This is a genomic window from Geodermatophilus sp. SYSU D00710, from assembly GCF_054050195.1.
In genome coordinates this window covers 1-23969 of sequence record NZ_JBJGYX010000018.1, presented here as the reverse complement: position 1 = coordinate 23969, position 23969 = coordinate 1, and the positions used below count along the sequence as shown (strand labels likewise).

The window sequence follows — 23969 nt, the reverse complement described above, 5'->3', positions numbered from 1 at the left end:
CGCCCGCACCGGCAGCCCCGCTGCGGAGTCCGGCAGGAACGGCGCGGTTCAGCCCTGCCGCAGGTGCTCGGCGTAGGTGCGCCGCCCGCGCGGGGCCCGCGGGCCGGGCAGCACGCCGCCCTCCCGGAAGGCCGCCGACAGCCTGCCGGGCAGCGGCGTGGCCACCACCCGCACCGACGGCTCGCGGGCGGCCGCCCAGGCGCGGGCGAGCTCGGCGGCCGAGAGCGCCTCGGGCCCGCCGAACTCGACGACGTCGCCGGTCGGCGGGGCGGAGGCCACCTCGGCCAGGAAGCCGGCTGCCTCCCCGACGTCGACCGGTGCGGCCTGCCAGCCCATCGGGACCGGCAGCACCGGGCCGCGGCGGGCGGTGGCCAGCATCTCGTCGACGAAGTGGTGGAACTGGGTGATCCGCACCAGCGTCACCGGCAACCCGGAGGCCAGCAGCACCTGCTCGGCGGAGAACTTCGCCCGGTAGTAGTTCCACGGCACCCGGTCGACGCCGACGATCGAGACGTACACCAGGTGCTGCAGCCGCTCGCGGTCGAGGGCCTGCACCAGCCGGCGGGTCCCGGCGACGTCGACCTGCCAGTGGTCGCCGCGCGGGGCGCTGGCCGCGTGCACGACCACCTCGGCGCCGCGCACCGCCGCGGCCAGGTCGCGGCCGGTGGCCAGGTCGGCGCGCACGCCCCCGGGCCCCGCTCCGCGGCGGGACATCTGCCGCACCCCGTGACCCGCCTGCTGCAGGACGGGCACCAACCTCTGACCGAGCGGACTGCTGCCCCCGGTGACCAGGACCTCCATGCCCACAGTCTGCCGTCCGCCCCGGGCGGACCGGCCCCCCGCGGCGTGGCTCGCCGGGGCATCTCACCTACGAGATACCGTGGACCCCCGTGACCGCGACCGAGTCCACGGCCGAGACGACGGCCCCCTCGACCGTCCTGCCCTCCTCCACCGCCACCGCCGTGCGGATCGGCGCGCTGGTGCGCGACGCCCGCCGGCACCGCGGCCTGACCCAGCAGCAGCTCGCCGAGCGCCTGGGCACCAGCCAGAGCGCCGTCGCCCGCATCGAGCAGGGCGGCCAGAACCTCACCCTCGACCTGCTGGGCCGCCTCTCCGAGGCGCTGGAGAGCCCGCTGATCAGCGTCGGCCCGGCCGGGCCCACGCACCTGCGGGTCACCGGCGGCACCCCGCTGCGGGGCAGCGTGACGGTGAAGTCGTCGAAGAACGCCGCCGTGGCGCTGCTGTGCGCCGCGCTGCTCAACCGGGGCCGGACGACGCTGCGCAACGTGGCCCGCATCGTCGAGGTGGACCGCATCCTCGACGTGCTGCGCTCGATCGGCGTCTCGGCCACCTGGGACGCCGCCGGCCGCGACCTGACCCTGCAGGTCCCCGACGAGCTCGACCTGGCCGGCATCGACGCCGACGCCGCCCGCCGGACCCGCAGCATCATCATGTTCCTCGGCCCGCTGCTGCACCGGGCCCGCGAGTTCCGGCTGCCCTACGCCGGCGGCTGCGACCTCGGCACCCGCACGGTGGAGCCGCACATGATCGCGCTGCGGCCGTTCGGGCTGGCGATCGAGGCGCACGCCGGCGAGTACCACGCCAGCGTCGACCCCCGGGCGACCGAGCGGCGGACGATCGTGCTGACCGAGCGCGGGGACACCGTCACCGAGAACGCGCTGCTGGCCGCGGCCCGCACCGAGGGCACCACCGTCATCCGCAACGCCAGCTCCAACTACATGGTCCAGGACCTGTGCCTGTACCTGCAGCTGCTCGGCGTCGGGGTCGAGGGCCTCGGGACGACGACGCTCACCGTGCACGGGCGCGCCGTCCTCGACGCCGACGTCGACTACACGATCAGCGAGGACCCGGTCGAGGCGATGAGCCTGCTGACCGCCGGCATCGTGACCGGCTCGGAGCTGACGGTGCGCCGCGCGCCGGTGGAGTTCCTGGAGATCGAGCTCGCGGTGCTGGCCGAGATGGGGCTGCGGTACGACCTCTCGCAGGAGTACCTGGCCGACAACGGCCACACCCGGCTGGCCGACGTCACCATCCACCCGTCGCAGCTCAAGGCCCCGATCGACAAGATCCACCCGATGCCGTTCCCGGGCCTCAACATCGACAACCTGCCGTTCTTCGCGGTGATCGCGGCGTCGGCGACCGGCTCGACGCTCATCCACGACTGGGTCTACGACAACCGGGCGATCCACCTGTCGGACCTGACCCGCCTGGGCGCCGACGTGCGCCTCATGGACCCCCACCGGGTGCTGGTCACCGGGCCGACCCGCTGGCGCAACGCCGAGGTCGTGTGCCCGCCGGCGCTGCGGCCCGCGGTGTGCATCCTGCTGGCGATGCTCGCCGCGCGCGGGACGTCGGTGCTGCGCAACGTCGACATCATCGCCCGCGGCTACGAGCACCTCTACGAGCGGCTGGTGGAGATGGGCGCCTCGATCGAGGTCTTCTCCGACTAGCTGTCGTGACCGGACAGGTTGTTCACGCGGCCAGTCGGCTGATCGGTGGGTGGCCTCCGAGGGCGGAGTGGCTGCGGGCAGTGTTGTAGTGCTCCAGCCAGGCGTCCAGGGCGGTGGTGCGCTGGTCATTGCTGGTCCAGCCGGTGGCGTAGGCCCACTCGGTGCGCAGGGTGCGGTTGAACCGTTCGGCCTTGCCGTTGGTCCACGGGCGGCCGGGCTGGATGAACCGCCGAGCGATGCCCAGCTCGGTGCAGGCGGTGATCCAGGCGTTGCCGCGGCGGTAGCTCATGGCGTTGTCGGTGAGCACTCGCTCGATGGTGACCCCGTGCCCGGCGAACCAGGCCACCGCGCGGATCAGGAAGCCCGCGCAGGTGCCGGTCGTCTCGTCGGGCAGCACCTCGACGTAGGCCAGTCGGGAGTGGTCGTCGATGGCCACGTGCAGGTAGTCGAAGCCGATCGGCACCGGCTTGTGCCGGTGGTCGACGGTGGCCGCCCGGCCGTGCACCCGCCAGCCACCACCGACTGGGATGCGACCGAGCTTCATCACATCGACGTGCAGCAGCTCGCCGGGCTGGGCGCGTTCGTAGCGGCGGTCGGAGTGCCGCCGGCCGCGCAGCAGCACGCCGGTGAGCCGGTCGATGTCGGCCAACCGCGGCAGGCCGGCGCGGGCCAGCACCGCGCCGATCGTGGAGGCCGCCAGCCCCAGCAGGGCAGCCAGCCGCAGCGGCCCGGCATGGTGCTCTCGCCGGGCGGCGATGATGCGCGTGACCGTCTCCGGTGAGGTCCGCCGGGGCATCCGGTGCGGCCGCGAGGAGCGATCGGCCAGCCCGGCCGCACCCTCGGTGCGCCAGCGGCGCACCCACTTGTAGACCGTCTGCCGGCTGATCCCCAGCTGCTTGGCCACCTCACCGGGCCGATGACCAGCCAGGACACGAGCGACGATCAGCTTGCGGGCATAGACGGTGGTGCGGGCATTAGCGTGAGCCACGGAGACCTCCGGTTGGCGATGGTGACGTCAAGCACCACCACTCCTCCCGGAGGTCTCCTTCATGACCAAGCCGACGCGCCGACCGTCAACAACGTCCCTGGTCGCGACAGCTAGTCCAGGTCGGGCAGGACCCGCAGGTGGCCGCGGCGGGTGCCGCGGCCGTCGTCGGCCGGGGCGCGCGGGGGCTCGGGCCGGGCCGCCTCCCGGACGGCGTCGGCCAGCGCGAGCAGGTCGTCGCCGGTCGGGCCGGAGTCCTCGACGTCGATCTCGTGCCGGACGACCTCCCAGCCCCGCGGCACGGTCAGCCGCTCGGCGTGGAACTCGCAGAGGTCGTAGCTGTGCGGTTCCGAGAACGTGGCCAACGGGCCCACGACGGCGGTCGACTCCGCGTAGACGTAGGTCAGCGTCGCCGCCGCCGGTTGCGCGCAGCCGCTGCGCGAGCAGCGACGAGACTGCCTCACCACCGGTTCCTCACGCGAGGCACAGTAGCCGCGCGCGGGGGTCGCGGCGAGCAGGCGCACCGCCCGCTGCACCTCCTCTCCCATCCAACCCGACGTCCCCGTGCGCCCCGGCAGGGGGCGGCTCGCGGGCGGGGTCGGCGGGTCGCCGCGGACCCCGCGTCGCCCGCGGGCGCTGCCCGCGTCCTCTGGTCCGCCGTACGCTCGCCCCGCCATGAGCCGACCCGCGAAGCGCCCCTCCTCCGGTCCTGCCCGCTCCCGTCGCGACCGGCACGGCCGGGGCCTGCGGGGACGCCTGGTGCCCGAGGAGGTGCCGCTGTCGCGCAGCCGCGCCGAGCAGTTCGACGACCTCGTCCTGGACGCGGTCGAGGACATCGAGCGGCGCTGGGAGCGCGAGCTGGCCGGTGTCGAGTTCGCCGTCGAGGACGTGCCCTGGGTCGACCACACCAGCCCCGACGAGGTGGTCCTCGACCCCGACGTCCTGGACGACGCGACGGTGCCGCTGGCGCGCGTGCTGCCCGCCCACCGCGAGGACGGCCGCGACGTGCCGGCGCGGATCGTCGTCTACCGGCGGCCGCTGGAGATCCGGGCGCACGACCGCGACGACCTCGCCGACCTCGTCCGCGACGTCGTCGTCGACCAGGTGGCGGTGCTGCTCGGCCGCGACCCGGAGGAGATCGACCCCACAGGCTGAAGGACGGACCTCCTCGCCCCCCACGCCTCGCTCCGCTCGCGGCGGCCCCCGCGAGGGGGCCGTTCCGTCACCTCTCGACCGGGCTGCCGAGCTCCTCGGCCATCCGGCGCGCCTCGTCGAGGCGGGCGCGGGCGAAGGCGACGTCCAGCCCGTCGCCGCGGTCGGCCCGGGTCAGCCGGGCCACCAGCTGCTCCAGGGCCACGGCGTGCCAGAGCAGGCCGACGTCGGGCTCCTCCCAGCCGGCGGTGCGTGAGAGCACGACCTCGCCGACCTGTGCCCGGTCCTGCGCGTCCGGCGTGGTGGCCCACAGGGTGAGCAGGTCGCGGTGGCGCGGCGCGGCGCGCACGCCGGACCACTCGAGGACGACCAGCCGCTCCTCGCCCTCGGGGGCGTCGCCGTCGAGGACGAGGTTGGCGGCGCGGTAGTCGCCGTGGCCGACCTCCGACAGCGGCAGCTGTGCGGCAGCGGCCCGGACCGCGCGCAGCTCGCCCAGGCGCAGCCCGCCGCGCAGCAGCCGGCCGGTGTCGCCCACGGAGGCCCGCGCCCGGCGCAGCGCGGGACCCGACGGCGGCGACCAGGGCTGCCCCGGCGGGACCGGCAGCGGCGCGATCCGCACCGCGGTCTCGACCGCCGCCGCCGTCCACCGCGGCCCGCCGGAGGGGCCGGGGTGGACCCGGCGCGACAGCAGCCAGCGGCCGTCGTCGGCGGCGGCGAGCACCTCGGGGACGCCGACCTGCCGCTCCTCGGCCCAGCGCCGTCCGCGCAGCTCCGCGCGCAGCCGGCGTCGGCCGCTCTCGGTGACGGCGAGGTCGAGGACCCGGTCGGCCAGCACGCCCTGCACCACGCCGAGGCGGGCGCTGAGGTCGGCGACGGCCAGGACGGGCTGGGCGACGCCGAGCTCGGCGAGCAGCGAGGTCACGCGGTCGCGGATCCCGGACGACGTCGTCCCGCTCTCGGCCACCGGGGGATCGTGTCAGGGCTCGCGGCGTGCCGCACGCAGACGGTCGGGCCGGTGCCCTGCGATGCTGCGGGGGATGGACTCCCCCGCGCCGCTCGCCGCCTGGGTGGTGCTCGGCGGGGCGCTGCCGGCCCTCACCGCCGTGGCGGTGCTCCTGGTCCGCACCCGGCCGCGGGGCGCCGCCCCGCCCGACCCCCCACCTCCCGCCGAGGCGCCGGCCGTCACCCGACGGTGGGCGCACGACGACCTCCCCGGGTTCCTCGAGGCGCCGCCGGGGACGCCGCCCCGTCCCGCTCCCGCGCGGCCGGAGCCGCCTCCGGCCGCCCCGGCCGGCGACGGTGCCGCCGTCCGCACGGTCGCCGCGCTCACCGCGGCGGCGCTGGCGCTGGTCGCCGTCCTGGCCGCGCTCGCCCTGGGCTCCGGCCGCGGCGAGGCGCCCGCGGCTGCTCCTCCCCCGGCGGCCGCTCCCCCGTCCCCGCCGCCCGCCACGCCGACGACCCGCCCGCCCGACCTGCCCCCGGTGCCCACCGACCCGTTGCCCGGGGAGCAGGGCGCCGGATGGCTCGCCGCCCGGTCGGTCCCCCTCGGCGACGACGGGGTGAGCGCCCGGCTGGCCCTCGGCGGCCTGGTGCTCGAGCGGCGCGCGGTCGGGGTGACCGCCACCTACCCGGCGGTGAGCGTGACCGTCGGCGAGGACGGCACGGCGCTGGCGCACCTGCGGTTGCCCACCTGGAACTGCCTGGGCACCACCGCGCCGCGCGACCCGGAGCCGGCCGGCTGCACGCCCACCGGCGCCGAGTACGCCGACCTGCCCACCCCGGCGCTGGCCGTGACCCGCGACGGCGACGCCCTGCGGCTGGCCGGACGGTTCCCCACCTACACGCGGCCGGCCGGGACACCCCCGGTCTACACCGGCCGGGTCTACGACCTCAGCGTCACGGTGGCCCCGGCCGCGCGGCTGCGCGACGGCGAGGCGCGCGCCGAGGGGACGCTGTTCCTCGGCACCGAGCGGGCGGAGTCACTGCGCGATCCCCTGCTCAGCCGGATCCGCGTCGCGGGCTGACCGGCAGCAGCCGCAGCGCGCGGTCGGCCACCGCGCGCACCACCCGGCCGCGGCCGCCCACCGAGACGCCGACCAGCGGGGCGCCGGTCTCCTCGCGCAGGCCCCCGGGTTCGGCGTGCCCCCACCAGGGCAGCCGGTCCGCGCCGGCCGGGCCGCCGCCCCCGGGGGGGTCGCCGTCGAGCAGGGTGAGCAGGCCCCCGCGCAGCCGGCCGCCGTCGGTCACCGTGGCGACCTCGAGGCGGCCGACGGCGGCGTGCAGGCGGGCCGCGGCGCGCACCAGGTCGCGGGCCCGGGGGTCGCGCTCGCCGGCGAGCAGCGCCGGCAGGGCGGCGTCGAGCGCGCGGGCGTCCCGGCTGCGCTCGACCCGGGCGCCGGTGGCGGCGGCGAGGGCGTCGAGGTCGTCGACCAGCCGCCGGCTGCGGGTGGTGGCCACGACCGCGTCGGGCCGCAGCCGGGCCAACGCGCGCACGGTCGGGTCGCCCAGCGGCAGCCCGGCCAGTCGCAGCCGCCAGGGCCGGCGGAACGAGGTCAGCAGGCCGAGGACGCCGGCGGCCAGCAGCGCGGCGGCGTCGTCGTCCCGGGCGGGCAGCCGGGCGGCGGGCCGGCCGCCGGGGACGGGCAGGCCGTCGCCGAGCAGCGTGGCGGTGACCACCGGGCCGGCGGAGGCGAGGGCGAGCAGGGCCAGCGCGTCGGGCCGGGCCGACCGGTGGGGCCCGACCACCACCGCGGCGGGCAGCAGCCGGGGCCGCCGGTGGGCGGCCTGCACCGCCAGCACCGTGGTCAGCCAGGGCGCCGACGCGGTCAGCGGGGACCGGACGCTGCGCGCGAGCGGCACCGCGGCACGGACCTCGTGGGCCACCCGCGCCCGGCCCAGCACGACGCGGGTCTCCCGTCCCGCCGTGGGACCGGGACCGGGGCGCACCCCTCCATCCGACCACGCGGCCTCCGGCACCCCCGGCCCGGGGACGCCGCAGCCCCCGACGGCGGTGCCGTCGGGGGCTGCGGGAGTGGACGGGGGATGTCGCACGGCGGTGTGTCGGACGGTCCCGTTCGGCCCCTGCCGGGGCCTGCGTTCAGATGGCGCGGCGGCGCAGGCGGCGGCGCTCCCGCTCGGAGAGCCCGCCCCAGATGCCGAACCGCTCGTCGTTGGCGAGCGCGTAGTCGAGGCACTCGGCCTTGACCTCGCAGCCGGTGCAGATCTTCTTCGCCTCCCGGGTCGAGCCGCCCTTCTCGGGGAAGAACGCCTCCGGGTCGGTCTCGGCGCACAGCGCGCGCTCCTGCCAGGACGCGACGTCGTCGGTCAGGCCCATGCCGAGCATCCCCATCAGCCCCTGGTCGGCGGACCCGGCACTCCGGCCGGTCCGGTCCGCCCCGCTGACGTAGTCACTCAGCCACGAGACCTCTGCCATGACGATGCGTCCCCTCTCGCTGTCGTCCGGGGCGTCGGGCACCGGGTCCGTCCCCGGCGCTGCCCCGCCCCTCACACCGCCGGAATTACACGCGTGTCGTTGCCCGAGCGTCAACTGCGCCCGGTGTAAGCGCTCGACCACAGCCGTCACACCCGTCACGGATCGTTCGTCACTTCTCGTGCACGTACCCGACACGCCCGTCGAACAGTGGACAACTGCCCATGGGGCACGATGACTTTCGTGGAGATCGTCGTGCTCGCCGGTGGCGTCGGAGGGGCCCGTTTCCTCACCGGCCTGCGGGACGTCGCCCCGCCCGGGTCGATCACCGCGGTGGTCAACACCGGCGACGACGTCACCCTGCACGGCCTGCGCATCTGCCCCGACCTCGACACCGTCGTCTACACCCTCGGCGGCGGCATCGACCCGGAGCGGGGCTGGGGCCGGGCCGGGGAGTCCTGGACGGTCAAGGAGGAGCTGGCCGCCTACGGCGCCGAGCCGACCTGGTTCGGCCTGGGGGACCGCGACCTCGCCACCCACCTGGTCCGCACCCGCATGCTCGACGCCGGCTACCCGCTCTCCGACGTGACCGCCGCGCTGGCCGACCGCTGGCAGCCGGGCGTCCGGGTGCTGCCGATGAGCGACCAGCGGGTGGAGACCCACGTCGTCGTCGACGACCCCGGCACCGGGCGCCGCAGCGCGATCCACTTCCAGGAGTGGTGGGTGCGCCACCGCGCCGAGCCGCAGCCGCACGCCTTCGTGCAGGTCGGCGCCGAGCAGGCCCGCCCGGCGCCGGGCGTGGTCGAGGCGCTGGCCCGCGCCGACGCCGTCGTCCTGGCCCCGTCCAACCCGGTCGTGTCCATCGGCACGGTCCTCGGCGTGCCCGGCCTGCGCGATGCGCTGCGCGCCGCCCCCGGCCGCGTCGTCGGCGTCTCCCCCGTCGTCGCCGGCGGGGTGGTCCGCGGGATGGCCGACCGCTGCCTGCCGGTGCTCGGCGTCGAGGTCAGCGCCGAGGGCGTGGGCCGCCACTACGGGGCGCGGTCCGACGGCGGTCTGCTCGACGCCTGGCTGGTGCACACCGGGGATCCCGCCGAGGTGCCCGGCGTCGACGTGCGTGCCGTGCCGCTGCTGATGAGCTCGCCGGAGGCCACCGCCGCGATGGCCCGGGCCGCGCTGGACGCCGCCGGGGTCCCGGTCCGTGGCTGAGCCGCCCGAGGACGGCCTGCGGGTCCTGCCGGTCCGCGGGCTGCCGGAGTTCACCGCCGGCGACGACCTGGCCGCGGCGGTCGCCGGCGCCGCACCCTGGCTGGCCGACGGCGACGTCGTCGTCGTCACCTCCAAGGTCGTGTCCAAGGTGGAGGGCCGGGTGGTGCCGGTGCCGCCGGGCGCCGACCGGGAGGCGGTCCGGCAGCGGGCCATCGACGCCGAGACGGTGCGCGTGGTCGCCCGCCGCGGGCCGCTGCGGATCGTCGAGACCCGGCACGGCTGGGTGGTGGCCGCCGCCGGCATCGACGCCTCCAACGTGCCCGGTGACGCCCTCGTCCTGCTGCCCGAGGACGGCGACGCCTCCGCCCGCCGCCTGCGCGCCCGGCTGCGGGAGCTGCTGGGCGTCGACGTGGCGGTGGTGGTCAGCGACACCTTCGGCCGGACCTGGCGGGAGGGGCTGACCGACGTCGCGGTCGGGTCCGCCGGCATCGCGCCGCTGACCGACCACCGCGGCGCGGTCGACGCGCACGGCAACCGGCTGGAGACCACACAGGTCGCCGTCGTCGACGAGCTGGCCTCGGCCGCCGACCTGGTCAAGGGCAAGCTCGACGGCGTGCCGGTCGCCGTCGTGCGCGGGCTGGCCCTCGCACCCGTCGCCGAGGACCTCGGCGCGCGGGCGCTGGTGCGGCTCGGGCCCGGCGACCTGTTCCCCTACGGCAGCCGCGACCTGGTGGCCGGCCGGCGGCCCGAGGCCGACCTGGTGCCCCGCGACGGCGACCGGGAGGCGGTGGCCGCGGCGTTCCGGGTGGCCAGCGCTGCGCTGCCGGAGTTCCCGGTGGTGCTGCGGCACGGCGGGGAGGGCGACGGCGTCGTCGACGTGCACCTGCCCGAGCGGGCCACCACCACCGCGGCGGTCAACCTGGGGGCGCTGCTCGGGGCGGTGGTGGTGCAACTGCACGCCGAGGGCTGGGCGACCCGCTGGGAGCCGGTGGGCACGCCGGGCGGTTCCTCCCTCGTCGGGAGGTTGTGGCTCGGCTCCCCCCGGGTCTGAGCACGCCGCCGTCGGTAGCGTCCGCCGTCATGCGCGGCATCATCCTGGCCGGGGGCACCGGCAGCCGTCTGTTCCCGATCACGCAGGCGGTCAGCAAGCAGCTGATGCCGGTCTACGACAAGCCGATGGTCTACTACCCGCTCTCCACGCTGATGATGGCCGGCGTCCGCGAGGTGCTGGTGATCACCACCCCGGGCGACCAGGCCGCGTTCCGCGCGCTGCTGGGCGACGGCAGCCGGCTGGGCATGCGGCTGGAGTACGCCGTGCAGGAGCGGCCCGAGGGGCTGGCGCAGGCCTTCCTCATCGGCGCCGACTTCGTCGGGGACCAGCCGGTGGCCCTGGTCCTCGGCGACAACATCTTCTACGGCGCGGGCCTCGGCACGGCGCTGGGCCGGCTGCCCGCGCCCGACGGCGGGCACGTGTTCGCCTACCACGTGGCCAACCCGGCCGACTACGGCGTCGTGGAGTTCGACCGGGCGCGCCGGGTGCTGTCCATCGAGGAGAAGCCGGCCCGGCCCAAGAGCTCCTACGCCGTCCCGGGGCTGTACTTCTACGAGGCCGGGGTGGTGGACGTGGCCCGTTCGATCCGGCCCAGCGCCCGCGGCGAGCTGGAGATCACCGCGGTCAACGAGCACTACCTGCACGAGGGCCGGCTCACCGTCACCGTGCTGGACCGCGGCACGGCCTGGCTGGACACCGGGACCTTCGCCTCGTTGCGTCAGGCGACGGAGTTCGTGTCGGTGGTCGAGGAGCGGCAGGGCCTCAAGGTGGGCTGCATCGAGGAGGTCGCCTGGCGGCAGGGCTGGCTCGACGACGACGGCCTGCGCCGCGCCGCGGAGCCGCTGGCGAAGAGCGGCTACGGCGCCTACCTGCTCGGCCTGCTGGAGGACGGCCACCGCTGAGCCCGCCCCGCCCCGCCGGGATCAGGTGACCTGATCGTCGGGCGTCCTCCCTCACGGCCCACCACGAGGGCGGCCGCCCTCCGGCGCGGGAGGTCGGCGCGGGGTCAGATTGGGGGGTTGTTCCTGGGGGGGGGGGCAGGTCCCCCCCGGCCCCCCCCCCCCCCCCCCCCCGCCCCCGCCCCCCCCCCCCCCCCCCCCCCCCCCCCCCCCCCCCCCCCCCCCCCCCCCCCCCGGGGCGGCATGCTCCCGCCCAGGCGCAGCAGCCGGACCACCCGCTGCCGGTGCCCGCGCCAGGGCTCGAGCAGCACCATCATCCCGTCGTCGTCGGTCTTGCGGCGGGCCAGCGACCAGCCGACCAGGTTCTTGAGGTGGTAGTCGCCGTAGCTGACCGTGTCGGGGCAGCCGTGGGTGCGCTGCACGACCTCCGCCGCGGTCCACACGCCGATCCCGGGGACGGTCCGCAGCCGCCGCTGCAGCGCCGGGGAGTCGCAGTCCTCGCCGGGCTCGAGGGCGTGGGCGACCGAGGCGACGTGCAGCAGCGCGCGCCGGCGGGCGCCGTCGAGGCCGCAGCGGTGCCACGCCCAGTCGGTGACCTCCCGCAGTCGACGGGGCGAGGGCAGCACCCGCATGCCCGCGGGGGCCGGTCCGGGCGCGGGGTCGCCGGCCAGCCGCAGCAGCGCCCGCCAGACGCGGTGCGCCTCGACCACGGTGACCTTCTGCTCGAGGACCGCCGGCACCAGCGCGTCCCACGTGCGGCCGGTGCGGCCCAGCCGCAGGTCGGGCGTGCGGCGGGCGAGCTCGCGCACCAGCGGGTGGCAGTCGGGGTCGAAGCCCGCCGGGTCGTCGTCCGCGCCCAGCCAGCCGGGCACCGCCGTGCCGGCCCACTCGGCGCCCGGCCCCCACGCCAGCACCCGCACCTCGCCGGCCCGGTGGGTGATCCGCACGGTCGCCGGGCCGCAGGGGGTGGTCGTCGTCCGCCAGACGGCGTCCCCCTCCCACTGCATCGCCGGATCGCCGGCGCTGCGCTGGTGCGGGTACAGCACCCCCCGGAGGTCGACCGGCCAGTCCGGCCGCCAGCAGTCGGCGAAGTCGGCGTCGGCGCCCGTGCCGGCGGGTGCCGGGTCGGGGCGGGGTGCGGGTACCGGCGGGGTCGCGGCCGGCAGGGAGGTGGTCACGCGGGGTCTCCGGGGAAGAGGGAGAGCGGTCCTGCGCCTCAGCAGGCGTTCGCGGTCAGCGCGGGGCCATGCGCAGGGCGCCGTCCATGCGGATGGTCTCGCCGTTGAGGTAGCCGTGCTCGATGATGCCGAGCGCCAGCTGCGCGAAGTCGTCGGGGCGGCCCAGCCGCTTGGGGAACGGGATGCCGTTGGCCAGCGCCGTGCGCGCCTCCTCGGGCAGCCCGCCGAGCAGCGGGGTGTCGACCAGGCCGGGCGCGATGGTGCACACCCGCACGCCGACGCTGGACAGGTCACGGGCCGCGGGCAGGGTCATCCCGACGATCCCGCCCTTGGACGCGGCGTAGGCGACCTGGCCGATCTGCCCGTCGAAGGCCGCGATCGAGGCGGTGTTGACCACGACGCCGCGCTCGCCGTCCTCCTCCGGCTCGGTGGCCGCCATCGCCGCGGCGGCCAGCCGCAGCACGTTGAAGGTGCCGACCAGGTTCACCATCACGGTGCGCAGGAACGGGTCGAGGTCGTGGGCGACGTTGCCCTTGCCCACGGTGCGCTGCGCCCAGCCGATGCCGGCGCAGTTCACCGCGATCCGCAGCGGCCGGTCCTTGCCGGTGGCGTCCTCGACGGCCGCGGCCACCTGACCTTCGTCGGTGACGTCGGTGCGGACGAAGGTCGTGTGCCCGCCCAGCTCGGCGGCCAGCGCCTTCCCCCGCTCCTCGTTGAGGTCGACGATGGTGACCGCGGCCCCCCGCGCGGCGAGCGCGCGGGTGGTGGCCTCCCCGAGGCCCGAGGCCCCGCCGGACACGACAGCTGCGACGTCGAAGCTCTGCATGCCCGGCATCCCACCACGCCCGGCGACGATCACCGCGCCGGGTTCCCCGCCGCTCAGCTGTAGCGGGGGCCGAAGCGCTCCTCGACGGCGGCCAGCAGCTGCTTGACCCGCTCGGCGTCGCCCACCGGGCAGACCATCGTGACGTCGGCGGTGGCCACGACGACGCTGTTGCGGACGCCGACCAGCGCCACCAGGTGCCCGGGGTCGTCGCTGAAGACGATGTTGCCGGCGCTGTCGAGGGTCACGGCCAGCCCGCCGACGGCGTCCTCCCCCACCCGCGGCAGCGTCTGCGCCAGCGCCGGCCAGGAGCCGACGTCGAGCCACTCGACGTCGAGGTCGGCGACCAGCACCCGGCCCGGCTCGGTGGCCGCGGGCTCGAGGACCGCGTAGTCGACGCTCGTCTTCGGCAGCGTGGGGAAGACCTCGGCGAGGACGGCGTCGCGCGCCGGCCCGGCCGGGGCGGCCACCACCCGCGCGAGGCCCTCCGCCGTCGCGGGCAGGTGGTCGGCGAGCGCGTCGAGCACGGTGCGCGCCCGCCAGACGAACATGCCCGAGTTCCACAGGTACTCCCCGGACGCGAGGTAGCCCTCCGCCGTGGCGCGGTCGGGCTTCTCCTTGAACGCCGCCGCCTCGGCGACCCCGGGCACCTCGGTGGCGGGGCCGCGGCGCACGTAGCCGAACCCGGTGGCCGGCGCGGTGGGCCGGATGCCGAGGGTGACCAGCGCCCGCGGACGGACGGCCAGGGCGTCGTAGGCGGTGCCCAGCGCGGCGGCGAACCGCTCGACCGGCCGGATGACGTGGTCGGCGCTGACCACGGCGAGCTCGGCGTCGGGGTCGGCCTCGGCCACCAGCGCGGCGGCCAGCCCGACGGCGTTGGCGGTGTCGCGGGCCACCGGCTCGAGCACCAGGCGGTCGGGCCGCAGCCGCGGCAGCGCCGCCCGCACCCCGTCGCCGTAGCGCGCGGCGGTGCACACCCAGATCCGCTCGGCCGGCAGCACGGTCTCCAGCCGGGCGAACGCCTCGGCCAGCAGGCTGTGCGCGCCCCCGTCGCCGTCCTGGACGACGTCGAGCAGCTGCTTGGGCCGGGCCGACCGCGACAGCGGCCACAGCCGGGTACCCGAGCCGCCGGCCATGACGACGGCGTGCCTCATGCCCCAGCTCCCCTCCGCGCGCGGGCCCGGGCGGCCCGGCCGACGTCGTCGGCACGGCGCTGGAAGCGCGCTCCCGCGGCCACCCGGCCGCTGACGTAGGACACCAGCATCCGGCCGCCCAGCCCGGCCCGGAGCGCGGCACGCAGCGGCGCGTGGCGGCGGCCGGGGTACCGGCCGGCGAGGTAGCGCAGCGCGCTGGTGTGGTGGACCCGCTGCATGCGGTGCGGCTCGCGCCGGGTGGCGTGCCCGCCCTCGTGGACCACGACGGCACTGGGCGCGTACACGTGCAGGTAGCCGGCGCGGCCGAGGCGCTCGCCGAGGTCGACGTCCTCGAAGTACATGAAGTAGCCGGGGTCGAAGCCGCCGACCGCCCGGAACGCCTCGAGGTCGACGAGGAAGCACGAGCCCGACAGCCACCCGGCGGTGCGCTCGCGCGGCGCCTCCCGCTCGCGGCGGTAGCGCGCCGTCCACGGGTTGCCCGGCCAGGCCCAGCCGAAGAGCGCGTGCCCGGCGCCGGTCGACAGCCGCGGCAGGTCGCGGGCGGAGGGGTAGAGCTCGCCCTCGGGCGTGCGGATCGCCGGGCCGACGGTGGCCGCCCGCGGCCAGCGGGCGGCGACGGCGAGCAGCTCGTCGACGGCGTCGGGCTCGAAGCGGACGTCGGGGTTGGCCACCAGCGCGTACCGACCGGGCGCCCCGGCCAGGCCCGCGTTGACCGCGGCGCCGTAGCCGACGTTGCCCCCGGTGCGCAGCAACCGCACGTGCGGGTGGCGGGCCACCACCCGCTCGGGGACGCCGTCGGTGGAGCCGTTGTCGGCCAGCACCACCTCGACCGGGTGGTCGGTGGCCTTCGCCAGGGAGGTGACGAACCCCTCCAGCGCCTCGCCCGGGGAGTACGTCACCGCCACCACGCGCATCGGTGGGTCGTCAGCGGGGCCGGGCACGGGCCGACTGTAGAGGCGCCGCGGCGCGCCTCCCCGAGCGTGCCCCGACGGCGGTGCGGCAGGGCTCTCGTGTGGCCGGTGGGACGAGGGGGACGGTCCCGTCACGACAGGCCCCCCACACCTCCGCGGCAGCCTGAGGCCGACGGGCTGCGCCGGTACAGTCGCCAGGCGTGACCTCAGCGAGACCTGACCTCGTCGTCGTCGGTTCCGGCTTCTTCGGGCTGACCGTCGCGGAACGGGTGGCCAGCCAGCTGGACAAGCGCGTGCTCGTCCTCGACCGACGCGACCACATCGGTGGGAACGCCTACTCCGCACCCGAGCCCGAGACGGGCATCGAGGTGCACGTCTACGGCGCCCACCTGTTCCACACGTCCAACGAGCGGGTCTGGCGGTACGTCAACCAGTTCACCGAGTTCACGAACTACCAGCACAAGGTCTACTCCATCTACCAGGGGAGGACCTACTCGCTGCCGATCAACCTGGCCACGATCTGCCAGTACTTCGAGCGCAGCTACTCCCCCTCCGAGGCCCGGGCGCTGGTGGCCGAGCAGGCCGGTGAGATCGACACCGCCGACGCGCAGAACCTCGAGGAGAAGGCGGTCTCCCTGATCGGCCGCCCCCTCTACGAGGCGTTCATCCGCGGCTACACCAAGAAGCAGTGGCAGACCGACCCCACCGAGCTGCCGGCCGCGGTCATCGCGCGCCTCCCCGTGCGCTACACGTTCGACAACCGGTACTTCAACGACACGTACGAGGGCCTCCCGAAGGACGGCTACACCGCGTGGCTGCAGAGGATGGCCGACCACCCGAACATCGAGGTGCGGCTGTCGACGGACTACTTCGAGGTCCGCGACGAGCTGCCCGCAGACGTGCCGACGGTCTTCACCGGCCCGATCGACAAGTACTTCGACTACGAGGCCGGCGAGCTCGGCTGGCGCACGCTGGACTTCGAGACCGAGGTCCTGCCGATCGGTGACTTCCAGGGCACCTCGGTCATGAACTACGCCGACGAGGACGTGCCCTTCACCCGGATCCACGAGTTCCGGCACTTCCACCCGGAGCGGGACTACCCGACGGACAAGACCGTCGTCGTCCGGGAGTTCTCGCGCTTCGCCGAGACCGGCGACGAGCCGTACTACCCGATCAACACCCCCGAGGACCGCGCCAAGCTCGAGCGCTACCGGGAGCTGGCCAAGAAGGAGGCCGCGGAGAAGCGTGTGCTCTTCGGCGGCCGGCTGGGCACCTACAAGTACCTGGACATGCACATGGCCATCGGGTCGGCACTGAGCATGTTCGACAACCGCATCCGGCCCTTCTTCGACGAGGGCGGCTCGCTCGACGGCCGCCTCGACGACTGACAGCGAGGACTGACGCTCCCCATGACGACGACCACGCCGCAGGTCGCCGACGCACCGGTCAAGCCGGACGCCGTCAGCGAGCCGGTGGAGACCGACCTCAGGCCCGACAAGGCCGTCACCCTCGTCCAGCGGGTCCTCATGCCGCGGCCGGCCGACCAGCTCAAGGTCCGCAGCCTCTACCTCGACGAGGAGAACGCGACCACCCGCGTGCAGCAGGACGGCCGCCACTCCGGCGTCATCGCGGCCGGCTCCGAGGTCTCCTTCGCCACGTACTTCAACGCGTTCCCGGCCAGCTACTGGCGGCGGTGGAGCGTGCTGGGCTCGATCGTCCTGCGGGTCACCGTCGCCGGCACCTGCCGCATCGACGTCTACCGCTCCAAGGCCGACGGCGAGTCGATGCACGTCACCGGCGTCTCGCACCAGGACGGGGAGCGGACCGTCGACTTCGAGCTGGACCTCGCGCCGTTCATCGACGGCGGCTGGTACTGGTTCGACGTCACCGCCGAGAGCGAGACCGAGATCCGCGAGGCCGGCTGGTACGCCCCCCAGGCGCCGGCCGAGGAGCCCCGGCTGGCCGTCGGCATCTGCACCTACAACCGTCCCGTCGACGCGCTGGCCGCGGCCAGGGCGCTGGTCGAGGACCCCGCGGTGCTCGAGCGGCTGTCCCTGGTCACCATCGCCGACCAGGGCAACAACCACGTGAAGGACGCCGCCGGCTACGCCGAGGTGAAGGACGCTCTCGGTGACCGGCTGCGTGTGGTCGAGCAGCCCAACCTCGGCGGCAGCGGCGGCTTCGCGCGCACCATGCACGAGGCGTTCACCCGCAGCGACGCCACTCACGTCGTGCTGCTCGACGACGACATCATGATCGAGCCCGACAGCCTCCTGCGGGCCCGCGCCTTCGCCGTCTACGCCAAGAGCCCGATGCTCGTGGGCGGGCAGATGCTGGCCTTGCAGAACCGCTCGGTGCTGCACAGCATGGGCGAGATCGTCGACCGCGAGACGTTCTTCTGGACCAACGCGCCGAACACCGAGTACCACCACGACTTCGGCAAGGACACGCTGCGCGAGTCGCCGGACCTGCACCGGCGCATCGACGTCGACTACAACGGCTGGTGGATGTGCCTGATCCCCCGCACCGTCGTCGACGAGATCGGCATGCCGCTGCCGGTGTTCATCAAGTGGGACGACGCCGAGTACGGCCTGCGGGCCTTCGCCGCCGGCTTCCCCACCGCGTCGCTGCCGGGCACCGCCATCTGGCACCTCTCCTGGGGCGACAAGGACGACGCCAGCGACTGGCAGGCCTACTTCCACATCCGCAACCGGCTGGTCGCCGCGGCGCTGCACTCGCCGTACCGGCACGGCGGCAAGCTCTTCCGCGAGATGCTCAAGGCCGACCTGCGGTTTCTCATCAACCTGCAGTACTCGACCGTCGAGCTGCACCACCTCGCCTACCGCGACTTCCTCGCCGGCCCAGAGGCGCTCTTCCCCGGCATGCCGGGGTCCGTGGTCAAGGCCCGCGAGGTGCGCGCCACCCACGCCGACGGCCAGGTGCTGCCCTCCTCCGCGGACCTGCCTCTGCCCTCGATGCCGACGGCCAAGGCGGTGCGCTTCCGCCGGATCCCGGTCAAGCCGCTGCAGATCGGCAAGACCCTGGTCAAGGCGCTGGTGCACAACGCCCGCCCGGTCGACCCGGAGAACATGGAGACCCCGCAGCTGAACCTGGCCTTCCAGGACGCGCGGTGGTTCCTGCTCTCCCGGCTCGACAGCGCCACGGTCGGGACCGCCGACGGCCGCGGGGTCACCTTCCGCCGCCGCGACCCGGCGACTTTCCGCCGGCTGGCGGCCACCTCGGGGCAGCTGCTGCGCCGGATGTCGGCGGAGTTCCCCGACCTGCAGCGCCGCTACCGGGCCGCGGCCGGTGAGCTGACCTCGATGGACAGCTGGAGCACCGCCTTCGAGGAGTGGGGCTACGAGCGCGTCTGAGCCCCAGGACGCCACGACGAGAGGGCCCCGACCGGAGATCCGGTCGGGGCCCTCTCGTCGTCCGCGGGGTGCGGCAGCGGGTCAGCGGCGGGTGAGCCGCTCCCGCCGGCCGGCGCGGGTGAGCCGCCGCCACTCCCGCCAGCCGACCGGGTCGCGGCGCGACACCAGGAAGAACCAGCCGAAGCGGACGGTCTCGAGCGGCCGCAGCCAGCGCATGCCCGGCTGGGCCATGAGGTAGCCGCGGTTGCGGTAGGTGTAGTAGCGCTTGACGTCGTTGGCCGGGTACTGGGCCGACAGCCGCCCGCCGAGGATGGGCTCGAACTCCGTCGTCCCCTCCGGGTGCAGGTAGGCCGCCTGCGGACAGGTCCCGAAGGGCAGCCCGGCGCGCAGCATCCGGCGGTGGATCTCGGTCTCGTCGCCGCGGAAGAACAGCCGGTAGTCGGGCACGCCGACGACGTCGAGGGCCTCGGCGCGGAACAGCGCCCCGTTGAACAGCGAGGCGTAGCGGGGCAGCAGGTCCAGGCCCGCGAAGTCGCTGCGCTGCCGTCGCCAGCGCAGCCCGCGGCGCAGGGGGAAGGCCAGCCGATCGGGGTCGGCCATGTCGGTCACCAGCGGGCTGACCTCGGCCAGCCCGTGCCGCCGGGCGGCGTCGAGCAGGGTGGCGAGGACCGTGCCGTCCGCGGGCCGGCCGTCATCATCGGCGCACCACACCCAGTCGGCGCCGAGAGCGAGGGCGTGCAGCATGCCGTAGGCGAAGCCGCCGGCCCCGCCGAGGTTGCGCCTGCTCGGCAGGTGCGTGGCCGGCAGCCCGCTGGCCGCGACGACGCGCGCGGCCGACTCGTCGGGCCCGTTGTCCACGACCACGACGTGGTCGACGCGGCGGGTCTGGGACGCCAACGCGGCCAGGCTCTCGGCGAGCAGCTCGCGCCGGTGCCGGGTGACGACGACGGCGACGACGCACTCCCCCGCGGCCGGGGCCGCGGCGCTCACGCGGGCAGGCCCTTGTAGGCCCGCAGCACGTCGTCGAGGTCGCCCTGCTGCTTGACCCGGCCGTGCTCCATCCAGATGGCGGTGTCGCACAGCTCGCGGAGGAACTCGTCGGAGTGCGAGGCGAACACCAGCAGCCCGGAGCGCTCCACGAGCTCGACGAGCCGCTGCTTGGACTTCTCGAGGAAGGCGGCGTCGACCGCGCCGATGCCCTCGTCGAGCAGCAGGATCTCCGGGTCGATGCTGGTGACCACGCCGAGGGCCAGGCGGACCCGCATGCCGGTGGAGTAGGTGCGCAGCGGCATGTGCAGGAAGTCGCCGAGCTCGGTGAAGTCGGCGATGTCGTCGACCCGGTCCTGCATCTGCTTGCGGGTCATGCCGAGGAACAACCCGCGGATCATGATGTTCTCGAGCCCGGAGATCTCCGGGTCCATGCCCACGCCGAGGTCGAACACCGGCGCGACGCGGCCACGGACCTCGGCGATGCCGCGCGTCGGCTCGTAGATGCCCGACAGCAGCCGCAGCAGCGTGGACTTGCCGGCACCGTTGTGGCCGACCAGCCCCACCCGGGCGCCGTGGTCGAGGGTGAGGGTGATGTCCCGCAGGGCCTCGATGACAGGCACCTTGGCGCCGCTGTCGATGTTGCCCCCGACCAGGCCCATGACGGTCTTCTTCAACGACCGGCTCTTGGCGTCGAAGATGGGGAAGTCGACGCACGCGTCCTTGGTCGTGATCCCGATCGGGCCGTCGATGCCGGCCCCGTTGACGTCGTTCACGCTCACACCCAGTAGGAGACGCGGGACCGGTAGCGGCGCAGCACGAACATCGTGAAGGCCCAGCCGGCCACGGTGATGGCCAGGACGACCACCCAGTACCGCAGCTCCTGGTCCTGACCCAGCAGCGGTCGCCGGACGATCTCCACGAAGTGCAGGAAGGGGTTGAACTCGGCCAGCCGTGCCCGCTCGGCGATGGCGGGGTTCGGGCTGTTGACCAGTTCGTCGTAGATCCACACGATCGGCGTCAGGAAGAACGCCAGCTGCACGACGCTCTGCGTGATCGGCAGGATGTCGCGGAACCGGGCGGTGATGACGCCGACGGCGAGGGAGACCCAGGCCCCGTTGAGGGCGAGCAGCACGAAGGCCGGGATGACGGCGAGGGCCGTCCACTTCAGCGGCTGGGGGAACACCAGCAGCATGACCAGGTACACGATCATGTTGTGAGCGAGGAACAGCGTCTGTCGCCAGACCAGCCGGTAGACGTGCACCGACAGCGGCGCCGGCAGGTGCTTGATCAGGCCCTCGTTGGCGATGAAGACCTCGGAGCCCTCGTTGATGCACCCGCTGACGAAGTTCCAGACGATGAACCCGACGAGGACGTGCGGCAGGAACCGCGACAGCTCGATGTCGAACAGCCCCGAGTACAGGATCCCGAGCGCCACGGCGGTGACCGCCATGCTGATGGTGATCCAGACCGGGCCGAGGACCGAGCGCCGGTACCGCTGGCGGATGTCCTGCCAGCCGAGGTGTCCCCACAGCGTGCGCTGCTCCCAGCCGCGCCGGAGGTCCGCCACGGCCGCCGAGTACGTCCGTCCGGCCGGTTGTGCGAGTGCCACGGCGATCCACGCTACCTGCGTGCCAGGGGGCACCGGCTCCGGCTCGCGAGGCCGTCGGGACCGATTCGCCACTCGGGTCCCGCCGGCCCCGCCGACACCGCGGTCGAGGCACGGTGGACGTTCCGCGCTCGGAGTCCAGGCCTGGCCGCTGGTCCGACCCGGGCAGGCCCGTCGCGACGCGCCCTGTCGACCGCGGTCACGGCTGCGGCCCGCCTGGGGCAGGGGCGTCCCCGGCTCCTCGGCACGCCTCCAGTGCCAGGACCCGCGCAGCCGGACCTCGGGGGCACGTCAGGTACTGAGCCCAGATCGACGGGCTGCTGTTCAGGCGCTCGAGGAACACGGGAACCGTCTCGTCCCAGGGCTGTTCCAGGGCGGGCGCCTGCCCCACCACACGATCGACCTCCGAGGACCAGGTCGGCGCGGACAGGGCCACGGCCGCGGTGCTGACCACGACCAGCGCGATCCGGCCGATCGGCCTGTTCGACGCTGCTGCCCCTCGGACGGCACCGACCCAGGCCAGCACGTTGAGCGCCATGAGGGCAGGCAACGACGCTCTCATGGCAAGGTCGTTGTACTCGCCGAGCCGGAGGAAGGGCAGCACGAGCAGGACGAGGAGCACGGGTACGAGCGCCGACGTGTATCGGCCTGAGAAGAGGGCCAGGACCACCCAGAGGCCGATCTCCACGGCGAGGAACACGACGTACTCTCGCGGGCCGATCCCCGTCGTCGACATCTCCTGCCCACCGCTGGTGAGGCTCAGGAAGAGCGCGACCGGGAGCACGCCGATCCCCAGACACACCTCCACCCAGAGGGACCGCCAACGGAGCGGCACACGCTGTACGGCGAGCCTGAGGAGCAGTGCCGCCAGGATCACCGCGCCCCCGATCGCCGCGAACGGCGACCACAAGGTCGACAGGCCGACGGCGAACACGAGAGCGCGGCCTCCGCGCCACCGCCTCAGTGGCCAGGCCCGGACGAAGAGGATCCCGATGAGCCACGACGGGATGGCGTGCTGGGGCACCCAGCACAGCGCCGTGATGTTGCCGGTGTACTGCAAGACGACGTCGTCCGACATCATCCACCACTCACTGGGGACGGCATCGCCGGAGGCGACCATGGCACCCAGCACGTCGGCTCCGCCGAACGCCAGCAGCGCGACGGCTGCCAACAGGGCTCGTCGTCCCTTGTCGAAGAAGCCGCTGAGGAGCGTCAGGATCATCGCGAACCCGAGGGCGAGCCACAGGAAGAGGGCGACATGGGCGACCAGGACGGACCCGCCGGCCACCTTGCCCGCCGTCGCGGCGGGTAGGTAGAGGCCGAAGCTGTAGACCAGGGACGAGTTCCCGATGCCCTCGTAGGTCACCGGCCACGGCATCGTCGTCAGGTCGTGCAGCAGGGAGTTGTGCTTGTTCCAGTCCCAGGGCGCTTCCACGATGCCAACGGCCCCTCCGACCAGCGCGAGGCCGAGGGCCAGCACGATGACGAAGGCCAGTTGGCTCCAGCGGAGGCCGATCGACTCGCGAGGCGGCTCGGAGCGGTCCGGGGAGTGCCGACTCCGAGCGGCGGAGACCAGTGCGATCACCAGGAGGACCGCGGCCGCCCATCCCGCCAGGGTGTGCAGGTACCCGGCGAGGAGGAGGACGGGCAGGCCCAGGTAGGCGAGCACGACGGTCACGAGGACGTCGGATCGGACGTCGACCGTCCGCGGGCCGACCGTCTCGACCGCTGCGGTCGAGGCTGCTCTCTCCGTTTCGTCCGCCGTCGTCGTGATCACAGGTGTCCACCGTCCGTGTGCTCAGCTGGAGGAGACGCCTGGGAGGAGCCGCCTCGGGAGATCAGGTCGGGTGCCGTTCGGCTCGTGAGCGGAGTCCGCGCGCTCGCACACACGGCACAGGGCCACGGGGACCGTGCAGGTGCTCGGTCCGACCAGCCGGGCGAGTGCCACGGCGAGCCCACGATATCTGTGTGTCCTGCACGCCCGCCGTGGCTCGCGGGACCGACGCGGGGTGCTCGTCACACCTGTCCCGTTGGTCCCGCGAGCCCCTCCTCAGGGAGCGGTGAGAGTCCCGTACTGGAAATCGGCCCGCTGCTGGCCCGCGATGACGGACGTGTCGGACACGGGGTACCCCAACGACCCGGTCGTCCCCCCGGCGGCCAGATAGGCAGCATTCAGCTCCGTCCGTAGCACATGGGCACCGGTTGCGGCCGACCAGTAGATCGTCCCCCCCGCGAAGGAGGTCATGCGCCCCTGGCCGCCAGGCGCCACCTCGTCACTGGTGATCGGGTAGCCGAGGAAGCCACCCGAGGCACCCGCCCGCCGATAGGCCGCCCGGATCTCGCCGCGCACCACGTGCGCCCCCGTGTTCCGGGTCCAGTAGATGTCCCCGACCTGGAAGGGGGTGACCACCCCCCAGCCATCGGCCGTGGGCCCCTCATCGGCCGTCGGATAGCCCAGCACCCCCGGACCACCGGCAGCCCGGTAGGCCTTCAGGATCTCGCCCCGCACCACCTTCACCCCGGTCGCCGAGGACCAGTACAGCGAGCCGTACTCGAAGTCCACGAAGGCACCACCACCGGCAGCGCCGGCCTCACTGGTGATCGGGTAGCCCAGGAAGCCACCCGAGGCACCCGCCCGCCGATAGGCCGCCCGGATCTCGCCGCGCACCACGTGCGCCCCCGTGTTCCGGGTCCAGTAGATGTCCCCGACCTGGAAGGGGGTGACCACCCCCCAGCCAT

Annotated in this window: 23 protein-coding genes; 8 read left to right on the top strand and 15 right to left on the bottom strand. The window is 74.7% G+C overall.

What is annotated here, in order from left to right:
• Positions 1 to 48 precede the first annotated feature (48 nt).
• Entirely contained in the window at positions 49 to 801 is a 753-nt protein-coding gene (locus ACI78U_RS10745; protein ID WP_456875296.1) for an SDR family oxidoreductase, read from the bottom strand.
• A gap of 89 nt (positions 802 to 890) precedes the next feature.
• Between ACI78U_RS10745 and ACI78U_RS10740 the strand changes: the two genes are divergently transcribed.
• Positions 891 to 2471 carry a helix-turn-helix domain-containing protein gene (locus ACI78U_RS10740; RefSeq protein ID WP_456875295.1) on the top strand — a complete coding sequence of 527 codons (1581 nt, stop codon included), beginning with the start codon at positions 891 to 893 and terminating at the stop codon, positions 2469 to 2471.
• Positions 2472 to 2493: 22 nt separating this feature from the next.
• On the opposite strand, the gene ACI78U_RS10735 is transcribed toward ACI78U_RS10740, so the two are convergent.
• On the bottom strand, positions 2494 to 3459 hold the full coding sequence (locus tag ACI78U_RS10735) for an IS481 family transposase (RefSeq protein WP_456875294.1): 966 nt from the start codon (positions 3457 to 3459) through the stop codon (positions 2494 to 2496).
• A 110-nt stretch (positions 3460 to 3569) separates the two neighbouring features.
• A complete protein-coding gene (locus ACI78U_RS10730) occupies positions 3570 to 3920 on the bottom strand; it encodes a DUF3499 domain-containing protein (protein ID WP_089402638.1) in 351 nt (116 codons plus the stop codon).
• A gap of 211 nt (positions 3921 to 4131) precedes the next feature.
• Here ACI78U_RS10730 and ACI78U_RS10725 point away from each other — a divergent pair, with 211 nt between their 5' ends.
• Positions 4132 to 4611, top strand: coding sequence for a metallopeptidase family protein (locus ACI78U_RS10725; protein WP_456875293.1), 480 nt, complete (start codon positions 4132 to 4134; stop codon positions 4609 to 4611).
• A 67-nt stretch (positions 4612 to 4678) separates the two neighbouring features.
• Here ACI78U_RS10725 and ACI78U_RS10720 read toward each other — a convergent pair whose 3' ends face one another.
• On the bottom strand, positions 4679 to 5572 hold the full coding sequence (locus ACI78U_RS10720) for a hypothetical protein (protein WP_456875292.1): 894 nt from the start codon (positions 5570 to 5572) through the stop codon (positions 4679 to 4681).
• A 73-nt stretch (positions 5573 to 5645) separates the two neighbouring features.
• Between ACI78U_RS10720 and ACI78U_RS10715 the strand changes: the two genes are divergently transcribed.
• Positions 5646 to 6632: a hypothetical protein gene (locus ACI78U_RS10715; RefSeq protein ID WP_456875291.1), complete on the top strand. Its 987-nt coding sequence runs from the start codon at positions 5646 to 5648 to the stop codon at positions 6630 to 6632.
• Here the strand turns inward: ACI78U_RS10715 and ACI78U_RS10710 are convergent.
• Entirely contained in the window at positions 6607 to 7554 is a 948-nt protein-coding gene (locus tag ACI78U_RS10710) for a hypothetical protein (RefSeq protein ID WP_456875290.1), read from the bottom strand. The genes ACI78U_RS10715 and ACI78U_RS10710 overlap by 26 nt on opposite strands.
• Before the next feature lie 151 nt (positions 7555 to 7705).
• Positions 7706 to 7957, bottom strand: coding sequence for a WhiB family transcriptional regulator (locus ACI78U_RS10705; RefSeq protein WP_456875346.1), 252 nt, complete (start codon positions 7955 to 7957; stop codon positions 7706 to 7708).
• A gap of 324 nt (positions 7958 to 8281) precedes the next feature.
• Between ACI78U_RS10705 and cofD the strand changes: the two genes are divergently transcribed.
• Genes cofD through rfbA form a run of 3 tightly spaced genes read left to right on the top strand, consistent with a single transcriptional unit; the run spans position 8282 to position 11197 of the window.
• On the top strand, positions 8282 to 9244 hold the full coding sequence (gene cofD, locus ACI78U_RS10700; RefSeq protein WP_456875289.1) for a 2-phospho-L-lactate transferase: 963 nt from the start codon (positions 8282 to 8284) through the stop codon (positions 9242 to 9244).
• Positions 9237 to 10295, top strand: coding sequence for a coenzyme F420-0:L-glutamate ligase (locus tag ACI78U_RS10695; RefSeq protein WP_456875288.1), 1059 nt, complete (start codon positions 9237 to 9239; stop codon positions 10293 to 10295). The genes cofD and ACI78U_RS10695 overlap by 8 nt, the downstream gene beginning before the upstream one ends.
• 29 nt (positions 10296 to 10324) lie before the next feature.
• Positions 10325 to 11197 carry a glucose-1-phosphate thymidylyltransferase RfbA gene (gene rfbA, locus ACI78U_RS10690; protein ID WP_456875287.1) on the top strand — a complete coding sequence of 291 codons (873 nt, stop codon included), beginning with the start codon at positions 10325 to 10327 and terminating at the stop codon, positions 11195 to 11197.
• A 104-nt stretch (positions 11198 to 11301) separates the two neighbouring features.
• Here the strand turns inward: rfbA and ACI78U_RS10685 are convergent, their stop codons facing one another.
• The 4 genes from ACI78U_RS10685 to ACI78U_RS10670 are packed head-to-tail and all read right to left on the bottom strand — an operon-like array spanning position 11302 to position 15290.
• Positions 11302 to 12372: a DNA-3-methyladenine glycosylase family protein gene (locus ACI78U_RS10685; protein ID WP_456875286.1), complete on the bottom strand. Its 1071-nt coding sequence runs from the start codon at positions 12370 to 12372 to the stop codon at positions 11302 to 11304.
• Positions 12373 to 12427: 55 nt separating this feature from the next.
• The gene (locus ACI78U_RS10680) at positions 12428 to 13198 is read right to left on the bottom strand and encodes an SDR family NAD(P)-dependent oxidoreductase (protein ID WP_456875285.1); all 771 of its coding nucleotides are present in this window, start codon (positions 13196 to 13198) and stop codon (positions 12428 to 12430) included.
• A 53-nt stretch (positions 13199 to 13251) separates the two neighbouring features.
• Positions 13252 to 14349 (bottom strand): mannose-1-phosphate guanylyltransferase, encoded by a 1098-nt coding sequence (locus ACI78U_RS10675; RefSeq protein ID WP_456875284.1) that lies wholly within the window; start codon positions 14347 to 14349, stop codon positions 13252 to 13254.
• Positions 14346 to 15290 carry a glycosyltransferase family 2 protein gene (locus ACI78U_RS10670; RefSeq protein WP_456875283.1) on the bottom strand — a complete coding sequence of 315 codons (945 nt, stop codon included), beginning with the start codon at positions 15288 to 15290 and terminating at the stop codon, positions 14346 to 14348. Before ACI78U_RS10670 ends, ACI78U_RS10675 begins: the two co-directional genes overlap by 4 nt.
• Positions 15291 to 15460: 170 nt before the next feature.
• On the opposite strand from ACI78U_RS10670, the gene glf reads away from it, so the two are divergent.
• Positions 15461 to 16648, top strand: a complete 1188-nt coding sequence (gene glf, locus ACI78U_RS10665; RefSeq protein WP_456875282.1) for a UDP-galactopyranose mutase — start codon at positions 15461 to 15463, stop codon at positions 16646 to 16648.
• Positions 16649 to 16669: 21 nt separating this feature from the next.
• On the top strand, positions 16670 to 18634 hold the full coding sequence (locus ACI78U_RS10660) for a glycosyltransferase (RefSeq protein ID WP_456875281.1): 1965 nt from the start codon (positions 16670 to 16672) through the stop codon (positions 18632 to 18634).
• 81 nt (positions 18635 to 18715) lie between these two features.
• On the opposite strand, the gene glfT1 is transcribed toward ACI78U_RS10660, so the two are convergent.
• The 5 genes from glfT1 to ACI78U_RS10635 form a co-directional block, all read right to left on the bottom strand.
• The gene (glfT1, locus tag ACI78U_RS10655; RefSeq protein WP_456875280.1) at positions 18716 to 19624 is read right to left on the bottom strand and encodes a galactofuranosyltransferase GlfT1; all 909 of its coding nucleotides are present in this window, start codon (positions 19622 to 19624) and stop codon (positions 18716 to 18718) included.
• Positions 19621 to 20403 carry a galactan export ABC transporter ATP-binding subunit Wzt/RfbE gene (gene wzt, locus ACI78U_RS10650; protein WP_456875279.1) on the bottom strand — a complete coding sequence of 261 codons (783 nt, stop codon included), beginning with the start codon at positions 20401 to 20403 and terminating at the stop codon, positions 19621 to 19623. The genes glfT1 and wzt overlap by 4 nt, the downstream gene beginning before the upstream one ends.
• Positions 20400 to 21233 (bottom strand): galactan export ABC transporter permease subunit Wzm/RfbD, encoded by an 834-nt coding sequence (gene wzm, locus ACI78U_RS10645; protein WP_456875278.1) that lies wholly within the window; start codon positions 21231 to 21233, stop codon positions 20400 to 20402. Before wzm ends, wzt begins: the two co-directional genes overlap by 4 nt.
• A 196-nt stretch (positions 21234 to 21429) precedes the next feature.
• The gene (locus ACI78U_RS10640; RefSeq protein WP_456875277.1) at positions 21430 to 22908 is read right to left on the bottom strand and encodes a hypothetical protein; all 1479 of its coding nucleotides are present in this window, start codon (positions 22906 to 22908) and stop codon (positions 21430 to 21432) included.
• A 372-nt stretch (positions 22909 to 23280) separates the two neighbouring features.
• Positions 23281 to 23969: LGFP repeat-containing protein (locus ACI78U_RS10635; RefSeq protein WP_456875276.1), on the bottom strand; the 689-nt coding region annotated here is incomplete at its 5' end.